Below are 12,589 nucleotides of genomic sequence, written 5' to 3' on the forward strand. Positions count from 1 at the left end.
CGGCGCGCGGCATCGCCGGCGCGTTCCAGGTCGGCGAGCACGCGCCGGGCTTCGGTGCGGAAGGCGCGACCGGCATCGGTGAGTTCGGCGCCGCGCGGCGTGCGCACGAACAACGGCGTGCCCAGTTCCTCCTCCAGTGCGCGGATCTGCTGGCTCAGCGGCGGTTGCTGGATGCCCAACTGCGCGGCGGCGCGGGTGAAGTGCCCGGCCTCGGCCACGGCCAGGAAGTAGCGCAGGTGGCGCAGTTCCATGTCATATCCAGAGCATATGGAGAGTGGGAAAATCATATATTGGACGCCGGGTGACGGCAGGCGAATACTGGCCATCCGTTTTCCGCCGCGACCCACACCGTGAACGCCTCCAGCCAATGCCCGCCGGTGCACGCCGTGGACGATGCGCCGCTGTTGCGCATCCGCCTGGCGCTGTTCCTGGCCGGCTTCGCCACCTTCTCGCTGCTGTACAGCGTGCAGCCGCTGCTGCCCGAATTCGCCCGCGAGTTCGGGCTCAGCGCGGCGGCCAGCTCATTGCCGCTGTCGCTGGCCACCGGCGGCCTGGCGATCGCGATCTTCTGCGCCGGCGCGGTGTCGGAGACGCTGGGCCGGCGCGGGCTGATGTTCGTGTCGATCGCGTTGGCGGCGCTGCTCAACCTGCTCGCGGCCTACCTGCCGCACTGGGGCGCGCTGGTGGTGGTGCGCGCGCTGTCCGGCATCGCCCTGGGCGGCGTGCCGGCGGTGGCGATGGTGTACCTGGCCGAGGAACTGCCGGCGAGCCGGCTCGGCGCGGCCACCGGGCTGTATGTGGCCGGCAATGCGTTCGGCGGCATGGTCGGCCGCATCGGCATGAGCATGCTCACCGACCACTTCGACTGGCGCGTTGCGCTGGCCACGCTGAGCACAGTGGATCTGCTGGCCGCGGTCGGCTTCGTGTGGCTGCTGCCGCCGTCGCGGCACTTCGTGCGCCGCCAGGGAGTGAATCTGCGCTTCCACCTGCGCGCCTGGGGCGGGCATCTGCGCGATCGCCACCTGCCGTGGCTGTTCGCGATCCCGTTCCTGGCGATGGGCGTGTTCGTCAGCGTCTACAACTACGCCGGCTTCCGCCTGGGCGGGCCGGAGTTCGGGCTGAGCCAGAGCCAGCTCGGCATGATCTTCAGCGCCTACGTGTTCGGCATCGTATCGTCCTCGGTCGCCGGCGCCGCCTCGGACCGGTTCGGTCGCGGCCCGGTGGTGCTGGCCGGCATCGCCACCGCGGCGCTGGGCGTGGCGCTGACCCTGGCGCATGCGCTGGTGCCGGTCGTCGCCGGCATCGTGCTGCTGACCATCGGCTTCTTCGTCGCGCATTCGGCGGCCAGCGCCTGGGTCGGGCGCCTGGGCGGGCAGTTCAAGGGCCATGCCGCCTCGCTGTACCTGCTGGCGTACTACGCCGGTGCCAGTGTGATCGGCTCGCTCAGCGGTGCGGCGTGGCAGCACGGCGGCTGGAACGCACTGGTCGCGTGCTGCCTGGTGTTGCTGGGCATCGGCCTGGTCTCCGCGCAGGTGCTGCGCCGCGGCGCCGACGACAGCCGCCCCTACGGCCGCTTCGGGCCGCATCCGCCGCGCGGCGAGTGAGCCGCCCTCCAACGAGCATTCCGCAATGCAGATCGACCATCTCGACCATCTGGTCCTCACCGTCGCCGACATCGAGGCGACCTGCGCGTTCTATGCGCGGGTGCTGGGCATGCGCGTGGTGACCTTCGGCGAAGGCCGCAAGGCGCTGGCGTTCGGCGCGCAGAAGATCAACCTGCATCGGCATGGCCACGCGTTCGACCCGAAGGCGCGGGTGCCGACGCCGGGCTCGGCCGATCTGTGCTTTCTCACCGCCACGCCGCTGGCGCAGGTGGCCGAGGAACTGCGCGCTGCCGCCGTGCCGATCGAGGACGGGCCGGTGCAACGCACCGGCGCCCGCGGACCGATCCTGTCGCTGTACTTCCGCGATCCGGACGGCAACCTGATCGAGGTCGCCAACCCGTCGTGAACAGGGGCGCCGCCGCGGCAGCGCCCGTGGCGTTCGGTCACTCCGTGTAGCTCACCGACAGGGTCACGTTGGCGTAGCCGCCGCTGCCGCCGACCAGGCGGAAGAAGTAGCTGCCGGTCGCCGGCAGCGCCATCTGCACGTTCTGCGTGGTGCCGTTGCGCACCGAGCTGTAGTCGGCATCGTTGCCGTCGGCGCTGGGTGCGCGCACCGCACGTACGTACAGCCGCAGCTGGCCGCTACCGCCCAGGGTGCGCAGTTGCAGGTTGCGCGCGTTGGCCGGGACATCCAGGCGGTACAGCGGCCCCTGGCCCGCAGCGGCGGACAGCCGGCTCTGCGTGCCGCGCGCGATGGGCGTGGCGGTGGCTTCCTCGCCGCCGCCGCTGGCGCCGGCGGCGCGCGCGACCGCCTTGCCGGCATTGAGGATGCCGGCGCCGATGCGCAGCGTCGGCTTCACCGGGAACACGTTGGAGGTCTGGGTCAGGATGTCGCGCATCTGCGCGGTCGTCGGCACCGGCCGGCCGGCGTTGATCGCCGCGCTGATCGCCAGCGCGACCACGCCGGCCACGTGCGGCGAGGCCATGGATGTGCCCGCGTAGCCGGCGTAGGCCGGCTGGTCCGGACCATGGGTGCCGTTGTTGAGGGTGGACCAGACCAGGCCGGTGCGCACCGATCCCGCGCCGCTGGATGCATCGTTGGCGTACACGCCGCCGCCGGGCGCGGACAGGGTGATGGTGTTGCCGAAGTTGGAGTAGTAGGCGCGACCGCCGGTGATGCCGGTGGCGGCGACGTTGATGACGCCCGGGCAACTGGCCGGCGAATAGCCCGCGGCGTCGGCGTTGTCGTTGCCCGCGGCCACCACCACCACGCTGCCGCGCGCGATCGCGCTGGCGATGGCATTGGCGGTGACCGAATCCTGCGCGCAGGCGCCGCCGCCGCCCAGGCTCATGTTGATCACCTCGGCGGGGTTGGCATTGTCGGGCACGCCGTCGACGTGGCCGCCCGAGGCCCACACGATGGCATCGGCGATATCGGCGGTGGTGCCGCCGCAATGGCCGAGCGCGCGGATCGGCAGGATCTTCGCGTCCGGCGCGATCCCGGCCATGCCGATGCCGTTGTTGGTGCGCATGGCGATGGTGCCGGCGACGTGGGTGCCGTGCCAGGAACTGTCGGTCTGTTCCTGCGGTTGCGCACAGCCGCCGTTGGCGACCAGGTACTTGTCGTCGGTGGTCCAGTCGCCGGTGTCCCAGCCGCCCGCGACGCGTCCGTTGCTGGCGCGGCCGGACATCAGCGCATCGCTGATGAAGTCGTAGCCGGCGCTGGCAAGCGAGGTATCCAGGTCCGGATGCGCGGTGATGCCGGTATCGATCACCGCCACCACCACGCCCTGGCCGGTGCCGTATTGCCAGGCCGGCAACAGATCGATGCCGCCACGGTTGGGATAGCCGGTGGTCTCCGGCGCCAGCGTTTCCAGGTGGCCATCGGGCGTGCGCAGGTGCCACTGCACGGAATAGCCGGGATCGTTCGGTGCGCTTGCCGCGCTGGCCGTGGCCTGCGCGGCGCTGCGTACCGGCTTGAGCACCAGGTTGGGCTCCACGTGCGCGATTGCGGGGTCGGCCTTCAGGCTGGCGATCAGCGTCTGCAGCTGCGATGGCGTCAGCGCGCGGCTGGGCCGCACCAGGTCGGCGCCGACGGCGAGGCGACGCACCCGGTTCAAGGCCGGGGCGGTCTGCCGGTAGGTGCTGGTCCAGGTGCTGGCGGTGCTGCGCGCGGCCATGATCTGGTTCAGCGTGGCGCTGGCGGCGCGCGGGTCGCGGACGGCGCTGCTGCCGTCGCGGTAGGTCACGATCAGGCCGTCGTAGACGGTGGATTGCCCGGGCGCGGCCTGGGCCAGGACCGAGAAGCGCGGGGCGGTCTGCGCCTGCGCGGTGCCGGCGAGGGCCAGGCCCAGCGACAGGGCGAGCAGGTTGCGGGAAAGCGGGGTGGCGTGGGTCATGGCGGTGTCTCTGCGAAGATCGACGAAGGCGTGGAAATCAAGGAAGGGGCGGCACCTGCGGCCGTGTCACCAGCTGAAGCCGGCACCGGCGGACACGCTCTTCTCGCTGCCGGAGAAGGCGCCGCCGAGCGAGACGCTGGCGCGGTTGCCGATCGCGCGCTGGTAGCCCACCGCCAGCGCGCTTTCGCCGCCCTGCGAGCCGACGCCGACGCCGATGCGGTTGGCCCCGGCCAGGCCGGAGGTGTTGACCGCCATGCCGGCATAGGCGGCGCTGACCGCGCCCATCCGGTCGATGCGCCGGTCCAGGTGCTGGAAGCGCTGGTCGGTGTCGGTGCGCAGCTTGGTCAGGTTGTCGTCCCAGCCGGCCATGCGGCTGTCGGTGTAGGCGTTGGCGCTGCTCAGGGTGGCGCTGTCGCCGGCCTGCATCTGCGCGACGTTGACCGCATCGGTGGCCGCGCTGCCGGCGGCGACGTTGCTGATCTGGCGTTCGTTGCCGGCGCTGCCGACCGAGACGGTATTGGCGCGCGTGGCGGAGGAGCCGCGGCCGATCGCCACGGCATTGCTCGCCGAGACCGACGCGCCCTGGCCGATGGCGGTGCCGGAGGCGGCCGTGACCGTGGCGCTTTCGCCGACCGCCACCGCGTTGGTGGCATTGGCGCTGATGCTGGCGTTGGCGCCGACCGCGGTACTGCCGTCGGCGTTGACCTGTGCGTTGCCGCCCAGCGCCGTGTCGTTGGGGCCGTAGGCCAGTGCGTTGGAGCCGATCGCCGTGCCGTTCTGGCCGTTGGCGGTGGCCTGCGCGCCCACCGCCACGGCATTGGTGCCGGCGCCGACGCTGGGGCCGCCGGTGCCGCCGCCGCCCACTGCCACACTACCGGCGCCACTGCCGACCCGGGTGTCCAGCGCCGACAACGCACCATCCAGCGCCGACAGCGCCGAGCCGACCGTGCCGTAGCTGCGGCCCTGGATCAGGTAGCTGCCGCCGCTGAAGCTGCCGTCGCCGCCGACCGCGCTGCCGGCGCCGAGCGCGCTGGCGATGCTGCGCAACTGCAGCACGTTGACCGCATCGGTGTCGGCGGTGCCGGCGGCGATGTAGGTGAGCTGGCGCAGCGCACCGTCGTTGCCGAAGGCGACCGCGTTGTCGCGGTCGGCCATCGAACCGGCGCCGATGGCCACGCTGTTGGCGCCGGTGGCGGCGCTGTTGTAGCCCAGCGCGACGCTGCCCGCGGTCAGTGCGGAGGCGCCGCTGCCGAGCGCGGTGGCGCCGGCGGCATTGGCGCTGGCGATGGCGCCGAAGGCGCTGGCGTCCTGCCCGTCGGCGAAGGCGCTGGCGCCCACCGCCAGCGCATTGGTGCTGGTCGCCAGCGCGGAGGCGCCCAGCGCCATGCTGTAGTCCGCGTCGGCATGGCTGTCGAAGCCCAGCGCGGTGCCGTAGTCGGACAGCGCCCAGGCGCCGGCGCCGACGGTGACCGCGCCCAGTCCGTTGGATTGCGCCGGCACGCCCGCATTGCTGGCGCCGATCGCCACACTTTGCTGGCCGGCCGCCGAGGCGCTGTCGCCGATCGCGATGCCGCCGTCGCCGCTGGCGGTGGCGGTGTAGCCCATCGCCACGCCGAAGAAGCCGGAGGCGACGCTGTAGCCGCCGTTGGCGACGGCCCCGGTGCCGCTGGCATTGGCGGCATAGCCGAACGCGCTGGCCTGCTCGGCGCTGGCGCTGGACGAGGAGCCGCTGGCGGTGGCGTAGTTGGCGCTGGCCGATGCGGTGGCACCCACTGCGGTGGCGCCGGAGCCGCTGGCGCTGGTGTTCCAGCCCAACGCGCTGGCACTGTCAGCGGTTGCGGTGGCGGCCGTGCCCAGGGCCAGGGAACCGAAGCCGGTACTCTGCGCGCCGGCCGAGTCGCCGTAGGTGCTGCCGAAGAAGCTGCCGCCGATCGCGATCGCCGAGGTGCCGCTGGCGACCGCGCCGTCGCCCATGGCGATGGCGGCGCTGTCGGAGGCGACGGTGTGGTGGCCGATCGCGATGGCGAAGGCGCCGGAGGCGTCGGCGCGTGCACCCATCGCCACCGCGCGCAGGCCGGCGGCGCTGGCGTAGTCGCTGCCGTCGTTCAAGCCTTCTGCCAGGAAGTAGTGGGTGGTGTTCTGGCTGCCGGGCTGCACGTCCTGGGTGGTGGCGTCCTGCGGCGCCGCGTCGGCGTCGGCGCTGTCCGTCTCGGTGCGGGTGGCGTCGCCCTGCGGTGCCCGCGATGGCGGCTGGGTCGCCGCGGTCGGTGCCGTGGCAGTGACCGCGAAGGCGCTCGAGGGCAGGCTCAGCGCGAGCACCAACGCGGCGGTCAACAGACCGTCAGAGGCCTGCGGCAGGATGGACGAGGACGACGACAGCGGGCGCACGGCGGCGCGCAGGGCATTGGGCAGAAGAGGCATGGTCGATTCCGGGCTGGGGCCGGGAGCGTCGTCCCGACAACGAGTCAGGCCCGATTAAGGCCGCAAGCCCAGCCCCCTTCAATGCACGTAAATTCACGTCTCCCTCACGGTAGACTCACCGTCATGGGAGCCTGGGTGAGATGGGGTGCGCACTCTGCGCCGGTCGCGCTTGCCGCGCGGCTGTGGCGGCGCCTCTCGCTGTGGCTGCGCCGGGTGCCGATCGCCGATCCGCTCGACCGGCGCAACGCGCCCGCGCTGCAGGTGCTGTTCGTGTTCCTGGGCAGCGAGATCCCGCTCAACAAGCTCTACCACCTGCTGACCGCACCGCGCATCGAGATGAGCACGATGCAGCTGGCGGTGGACGTGGGCACCGATGCGGCGATCGCCGCCGCGGCCTGGGGTGGGGTCTGGATGATCCGCCGCGGCCTGCTGAAACAGGCCGCCGCCGCGTTCATCGCGGTGGTGCTGTGCTCGGCGGTCGCCGCCAACCTGGCGTTCGGCTATCAGCTGCAGGCCTTCGATCCGTACCCGATGATGATGCTGACCCTGGCCGCGCTGGTGATCGGGCGCCGCGCGCTGTGGCTGGTGTACCTGTGCATCCCGCTGATCTTCTGGCTGGGCATGGAAAGCCCCTGGGGCCAGGACCCGCGCGGCACCCGCAGCCCGTTCCAGAACCTGCCCTCGCTGGCGCTGAGCTACCTGATGATCACCCTGGTGCTGGACCGCACCGTCGCCGCGCTGCGCGAGAGCCTGTGGCGCGCGCGGCGCAGCGCCGCGCGCCTGCGCGTGGAGATGCGCGAACGCACCCTGGCGCAGCAACGCCTGCTGCATCTGCAGAAGATCGAGCTGGTGGAGCAGCTGGCCAGCGGCGTGTCGCACGACTTCAACAACATCCTCAGTGCGATCCTCGGCTACACCGAGCAACGCCATTGCGTGCACGAACTGGACTATCACCCGCCGCGCGATGCGCTGGTGCTGGCCGATGCACTGGAAGGCGTGGCCCTGGCCGCGCATCGCGGAGTGGCGGTCAGTCGCAAGCTGCTGAGCTTCAGTCGCCGCGAGGCGAGCGTGCCCGAGCGCTTCGATGCCGGCGAAGCGCTGCGCAGCCTGCAGCCGATGCTGCGACAACTGTTCGGTGCCGCGGTACAGTTGCGCCTGGATCTGGCCACCGAAGCGGCGCCGGTGTTCCTGGATCGCAGCCGCTTCGACCTGGCGCTGCTCAACTTCGCCGCCAACGCGCGCGATGCGATGCCCGGCGGCGGCTGCTTTTCGCTGCAGTTGCGCCGCGATGGCGAGGCCGTCGCCATCGCCATTGCCGATACCGGCGTGGGCATGAGCGAGGCCGTGCAACGGCAGATCTTCGAGCCGTTCTTCACCACCAAGCCGGCCGGGCAGGGCACCGGGCTGGGCCTGGCGGTGGCGTTCGAGATGGCGCAACAGGCGCATGGCAGCCTGCAGGTGCGCAGCGCGCCCGGCGCCGGCACCTGCTTCGTGCTGCGCCTGCCGCTGGCCGGGCTCAGCGCTCCTGCGGCATGAGCAGATAGCCTTCGCCGCGCACCGCGCGCAATGGCAGCGCGCTGCCGGTGCGCTCCTGCACTTTCTGCCGCAGCCGATGCAACAACGCGTCCAGCCGGTGCGGATCGATCTCCAGCCCGGCATTGCCGCCGAGCATGCCGATCAACGCATCGCGGCTGACCAGGCGTCCGCGCGCCTGCCACAGGCTCTGCAGCACCTTGCGTTCGGAGGCGGTCAACGGCACCGCCTGCCCGTCCGGCGCGAACAGGCACCAGCCGTCGTCCTGCAGTTGCCACTCCTCGCTGGCCGGCGCGCTCGGCCGCAGCATGCGCCGGGCCACGCTGAACAAGGTGGCGGCGAGGATCTCGATCTGCACCGGCTTGATCAGGTAAGCATCCGCGCCCTGGACCAGCCCGCGCACCAGATCCGGCTGCTCGCCGCGGCCGCTGAGGATGACGATGCCCATGCCGGGGCGGCGTTCCTGCAGTTGCTGGGTCAGGGTGAAGCCGTCGCTGTCGGGCAGGCCGATGTCGAGCACGATCAGGTCGAAACGCTGCGCCTCCAGCGCCGCCCACAGCGCCTGCGCGGTGCGCAGCGGCGTGACCTCGAAGCCGTGCCGCTGCAGGCCCGGCAGCAACACGCGGTCGCGCAGCACATCGTCGTCCTCCAGCAACGCCACCCGCAGTGGGGCGTTGGCGGCAGCGGCGAGCGGGGACGGGGTGGGATCGGAAACGCGGCTCACGAGACGGAATCGGCGAAGGGACGGCATTCCTCACGGAGGCGGCGTGCGGCCTGCAGGGTGCCGTGAACGCCGAGCATCCTGCCGCGCCCTGGACAGTAGCCAGTTTCCAGCGGGCTTTCAATGCGCGCGGCAACGCTTCAGCGGCCGTGGCGGCCAGGGCTTGCGTTGCTGCCGCCCACCCCCTAGATAGGAAGCCGACACGCCGTCGTCGCGTGCGCCTCCACCACTCCGGGACCTTCACGATGTCGCAGTTGCTGCAGGATCACCCCGCGTCCGCACAGCCAGCGGCGTCCGCGCTGGAAGCGTTCGTCGACCGCCATCGGCGCCTGTTCGTGCTGACCGGTGCCGGCTGCAGCACCGACTCGGGCATTCCCGACTACCGCGACGCCGCCGGCGACTGGAAGCGTGCGCAGCCGGTGACCTACCAGGCCTTCATGGGCGAGCTGGCGACGCGGCAGCGCTACTGGGCGCGCAGCCTGCTCGGCTGGCCGCGCTTCGGCCATGCGCGGCCCAATGCCACCCATGCCGCGCTGGCGCAGCTGGAAGCGCGCGGCCAGGTCGAACTGCTGCTGACCCAGAACGTGGATGGCCTGCACCAGGTCGCCGGCAGCCGCGCCACCATCGACCTGCATGGGCGCCTGGACGTGGTGCGCTGCATGGGCTGCGAGCGGCGCATGCCGCGCGAGGCGTTCCAGCAGCACCTGCTGCAGCACAACCCGCAGTGGGCGACATTGCAGGCCGCGCCGGCGCCCGACGGCGATGCCGACCTGGAGGGCGAGGATTTCGCCAGCTTCGTGGTGCCGGCCTGCGCGCATTGCGGCGGCGTGCTGAAGCCGGATGTGGTGTTCTTCGGCGAGAACGTGCCGCGCGAGCGCGTGGCCAGTGCCTTCGCGCATCTGCAGCGCGCCGACGCGGTGCTGGTGGTGGGCTCGTCGCTGATGGTCTATTCCGGCTTTCGCTTCGTGCAGGCCGCGGCCAAGGCCGGGCTGCCGATCGCCGCGGTCAACCTGGGCCGCACCCGCGGCGACGATCTGCTGAGCCTGAAAGTGGAGCAGTCGTGCGCGCAGGCGCTGGCGTTCCTGTTGCCGGCAGCGGCGCGCGTTCCAAATCCCGGCACGAACTGATCCATCGGCAGTGGTTGATCGCGTTGTGCGGCAGGAGTGCAATGGCCGCTTCCCGCGCCGCGCGCGGCGTTTCCATGGATCCGTATCGTGAGTCACTTGTTCTCGCCCCTCGCGCTGGGGCCGCTGTCGTTGTCCAACCGCATCGTGATCGCACCGATGTGCCAGTACTCCGCCGAGGACGGCCGTGCCAGCGACTGGCACACCCAACATCTCGGGCAACTGGCGCAGTCCGGCGCCGGGCTGCTGATCCTGGAGGCGACCGCGGTGGAGCCGCGTGGGCGCATCAGCTACGCCGATCTGGGCCTATGGGACGACGCCACCGAGGCGGCGCTGGACACGGTGCTGCGCTCCGTGCGGCGCTGGTCGCCGATGCCGTTGGGCATCCAGCTCGCGCATGCCGGGCGCAAGGCGTCCACGCACAAGCCCTGGGACGGCGGCGGCGCGATCGCGCCCGAGCAGCCGAACGGTTGGCAGACGGTGGCGCCGTCGGCGCAGGCATTCGCCGACGACGGCCCGTCGCCGCAGGCGCTGGACCTGGCCGGCATCGACGCCATCGTCGAGGCGTTCGTGGCGTCGGCACGGCGCGCCGAGCGACTCGGCTTCGAGCTGATCGAATTGCATGCCGCACACGGCTACCTGCTGCACCAGTTCCTGTCGCCGCTGAGCAATCAGCGCGCCGATGCCTATGGCGGCAGCCTGGAGAACCGCATGCGCCTGCTGCTGCGCGTGCATGCGGCGGTGCGCGCCGCGGTGGCGCCGAGCATCGCGGTGGGCGTGCGCATCTCCGCCACCGACTGGGTCGACGGCGGTTGGGACCTGGCGCAGAGCGAGGCGCTGGCGCAGGCATTGCAGGCGCAGGGCTGCGATTATCTGCACGTATCCAGCGGCGGGCTGGACCGGCGTCAGCGCATTCCGGTGGCGCCCGGCTACCAGGTGCCGCTGGCCGAGGCGCTGCACCGCGCGGTGCGCATGCCGGTGATCGCAGTGGGCCTGATCACCGAGCCGCAGCAGGCCGAAGCCATCCTCGCCGAGGACCGTGCCGATGCCATCGCGCTGGCCCGCGGCATCCTCTACGATCCGCGCTGGCCGTGGCACGCGGCCGCCGCGCTGGGCGCGCGGGTACGCCCGTCGCCGCAATACCTGCGTTGCGAGCCGCATGCGGCGCGCGGCGTGTTCGACGCCTGACCGGCGCGCCGCGCGCGCTGGTGGCGTCCTCCATTTCGATTCCTTCAGGGAGCCTGCAATGACGACGATTGGATTTCTCGGCCTGGGCACGATGGGCCAGCCGATCGCGCTCAACCTGCTGCGCGCCGGCCATGCGTTGACGGTCTGGAACCGCAGCGCCGCGGCGGCGCAGCCCCTGCTCGAGGCCGGCGCGCAGCAGGCCGCGCAACCGGCCGATGCGGTGCGCGGGCCGGTGCTGTTCTCGATGCTGGCCGACGACACCGCGGTGCGCGAGACCCTGCTCGATCGCGGCGCGCTGGACGCGCTCACCGCCGGCAGCGTGCACGTCAACATGGCCACCATCTCGGTGGCCTTGGCGCGCGAACTGCACGCGCTGCATGCCGAGCGCGGCGTCGCCTACCTGGCGATGCCGGTGCTGGGGCGTGTGGAGGTGGCCGCGGCCGGCCAGCTCAACCTGCTCGCCGCCGGCGATGCCGCGGCGCTGGCGCGGGTGCAGCCGTTGCTCGACGTCATCGGACGCAAGACCTGGTATTTCGGCGCCGCCCCGGAACAGGCCAACGCGGTCAAGCTCGCCGCCAACCTGTGCCTGGCCAGCGCCATCGGCACCATGGCCGAAGCATCGGCGCTGGTGCGCGGGCACGGCGTGGAAGCGGCCGATTTCCTCGACATGCTCACCAGCACCGTGTTCGCCGCACCGGCCTACCAGACCTACGGCGGCATGATCGCCGAACAGCGCTACAGCCCGGCCGGCTTCAAGGCCACGCTGGGCCTGAAGGACGTGCGCCTGGCCCTGAACGCCGGCGAGACCCGGCACGTGCCGATGCCGCTGGCGGCGGTGCTGCGCGATGCCTTCATCGAGGCGATCGCGCACGGCGACGGCGACCTCGACTGGGCGGCACTGGCCAAGGTCGCCGCGCGCCGCGCCGGCCAGGCCTGAAGCGCCGACGGCTCTTCAGCGGACCTTGGCGGCGCATGCCGCACACTGCGCACCCGCTTGAGCCTGGCGCGCGCTTGCCGCTAAGGTGCGGCGATTTGCTGGCGCATCACAGGAGGATGCCATGAGCCCGAATTCGTCCGATCCCGGCGACAGAGCCCCGATCCAGCCACCGCGCGCGGTGGTGCGCGAGCCCGTGCCCGGGCCCGATCACCCGGAGCATCCGGACCATCTCCTGTACGCGCAGATCCGCGAGGGCGTGCATGCGCTGGACGCCGCCTGCGGCCGCGCGCCGGACGCGATCAGCGAGCGCATGGTGGCGCGGCTGCTGCCGCTGGCCAAGGAATACGGTTTCGACCAGGTCGACCACGTGGTGCTCAGCCGCGAGATCGGCGACGTGGAGGATGGCGAGAACGTGTTCCTGGTGCGCGGCGACCTGGACGATCCGGCGCACCTGCGCGCGCACATCACCACTCACGAAGCGGTCGGCATGTCGGTGGAGGATTCGCTGGCGCGCCTGGAAAAGGTCAACCGCCGCTTGGCGCTGCGCCTGCGCCCAGAGTGAGCGCAGGCGAGTGAGCAGCGTCCTGGGTGAGGCGTCAGCTTCGACCCTGTTTCCGGGTAAGCATGGCTGAGCCCCTCTCCCTCCGGGAGAGGGGTTGGGG

The 12,589-nt window shown here is 71.8% G+C and carries 11 protein-coding genes; 7 read left to right on the forward strand and 4 right to left on the reverse strand.

The features are described 5' to 3' along the window. Positions 1-251: LysR family transcriptional regulator (locus D588_RS24755; protein WP_043084842.1), on the reverse strand; the 251-nt coding region annotated here is incomplete at its 3' end. A 99-nt stretch (positions 252-350) separates the two neighbouring features. Between D588_RS24755 and D588_RS0113265 the strand changes: the two genes are divergently transcribed. Both D588_RS0113265 and D588_RS0113270 read left to right on the forward strand, forming a co-directional pair. Beyond that, positions 351-1,604, forward strand: a complete 1,254-nt coding sequence (locus tag D588_RS0113265) for an MFS transporter (protein ID WP_017916326.1) — start codon at positions 351-353, stop codon at positions 1,602-1,604. 25 nt (positions 1,605-1,629) lie between these two features. Next, positions 1,630-2,010 (forward strand): VOC family protein, encoded by a 381-nt coding sequence (locus tag D588_RS0113270; RefSeq protein WP_017916327.1) that lies wholly within the window; start codon positions 1,630-1,632, stop codon positions 2,008-2,010. Positions 2,011-2,047: 37 nt separating this feature from the next. On the opposite strand, the gene D588_RS0113275 is transcribed toward D588_RS0113270, so the two are convergent. Together D588_RS0113275 and D588_RS0113280 are read right to left on the reverse strand one after the other, a co-directional pair. Continuing rightward, entirely contained in the window at positions 2,048-4,003 is a 1,956-nt protein-coding gene (locus D588_RS0113275) for a S8 family serine peptidase (RefSeq protein ID WP_017916328.1), read from the reverse strand. A gap of 66 nt (positions 4,004-4,069) precedes the next feature. Then, on the reverse strand, positions 4,070-6,424 hold the full coding sequence (locus D588_RS0113280) for a YadA-like family protein (RefSeq protein WP_017916329.1): 2,355 nt from the start codon (positions 6,422-6,424) through the stop codon (positions 4,070-4,072). Between the two features lie 135 nt (positions 6,425-6,559). Here D588_RS0113280 and D588_RS0113285 point away from each other — a divergent pair, with 135 nt between their 5' ends. Further along, positions 6,560-7,960, forward strand: coding sequence for an ATP-binding protein (locus D588_RS0113285; RefSeq protein ID WP_051067873.1), 1,401 nt, complete (start codon positions 6,560-6,562; stop codon positions 7,958-7,960). Here D588_RS0113285 and D588_RS0113290 read toward each other — a convergent pair. Next, the gene (locus D588_RS0113290; RefSeq protein ID WP_043084845.1) at positions 7,941-8,681 is read right to left on the reverse strand and encodes a response regulator transcription factor; all 741 of its coding nucleotides are present in this window, start codon (positions 8,679-8,681) and stop codon (positions 7,941-7,943) included. The two genes, D588_RS0113285 and D588_RS0113290, sit on opposite strands and share 20 nt — an antisense overlap. 242 nt (positions 8,682-8,923) lie before the next feature. On the opposite strand from D588_RS0113290, the gene D588_RS0113295 reads away from it, so the two are divergent. The 4 genes from D588_RS0113295 to D588_RS0113310 all read left to right on the forward strand — a co-directional run bounded on the left by D588_RS0113295 (position 8,924) and on the right by D588_RS0113310 (position 12,489). Further along, a complete protein-coding gene (locus tag D588_RS0113295) occupies positions 8,924-9,805 on the forward strand; it encodes an NAD-dependent protein deacetylase (RefSeq protein ID WP_017916331.1) in 882 nt (293 codons plus the stop codon). A gap of 87 nt (positions 9,806-9,892) precedes the next feature. Then, positions 9,893-10,990, forward strand: coding sequence for an NADH:flavin oxidoreductase/NADH oxidase (locus tag D588_RS0113300; RefSeq protein WP_026143685.1), 1,098 nt, complete (start codon positions 9,893-9,895; stop codon positions 10,988-10,990). A gap of 58 nt (positions 10,991-11,048) precedes the next feature. Next, the gene (locus D588_RS0113305) at positions 11,049-11,927 is read left to right on the forward strand and encodes an NAD(P)-dependent oxidoreductase (protein ID WP_081613553.1); all 879 of its coding nucleotides are present in this window, start codon (positions 11,049-11,051) and stop codon (positions 11,925-11,927) included. Between the two features lie 121 nt (positions 11,928-12,048). Continuing rightward, on the forward strand, positions 12,049-12,489 hold the full coding sequence (locus tag D588_RS0113310) for an XVIPCD domain-containing protein (RefSeq protein ID WP_017908683.1): 441 nt from the start codon (positions 12,049-12,051) through the stop codon (positions 12,487-12,489). Positions 12,490-12,589: the final 100 nt, after the last annotated feature.

Origin of the sequence: Xanthomonas sp. SHU 308 (genome assembly GCF_000364645.1) — a bacterium.
Classification (GTDB): Bacteria; Pseudomonadota; Gammaproteobacteria; order Xanthomonadales; family Xanthomonadaceae; genus Xanthomonas_A; species Xanthomonas_A sontii.

What these genes read in the sequence shown, in the direction of transcription:
- D588_RS0113275 (WP_017916328.1), bottom strand. Translation starts at nt 4,003, where the DNA reads ATGACCCACGCCACCCCGCTTTCCCGCAACCTGCTCGCCCTGTCGCTG.
- D588_RS0113305 (WP_081613553.1), top strand. Translation starts at nt 11,049, where the DNA reads ATGACGACGATTGGATTTCTCGGCCTGGGCACGATGGGCCAGCCGATC.
- D588_RS0113280 (WP_017916329.1), bottom strand. Translation starts at nt 6,424, where the DNA reads ATGCCTCTTCTGCCCAATGCCCTGCGCGCCGCCGTGCGCCCGCTGTCG.
- D588_RS0113270 (WP_017916327.1), top strand. Translation starts at nt 1,630, where the DNA reads ATGCAGATCGACCATCTCGACCATCTGGTCCTCACCGTCGCCGACATC.
- D588_RS0113295 (WP_017916331.1), top strand. Translation starts at nt 8,924, where the DNA reads ATGTCGCAGTTGCTGCAGGATCACCCCGCGTCCGCACAGCCAGCGGCG.
- D588_RS0113310 (WP_017908683.1), top strand. Translation starts at nt 12,049, where the DNA reads ATGAGCCCGAATTCGTCCGATCCCGGCGACAGAGCCCCGATCCAGCCA.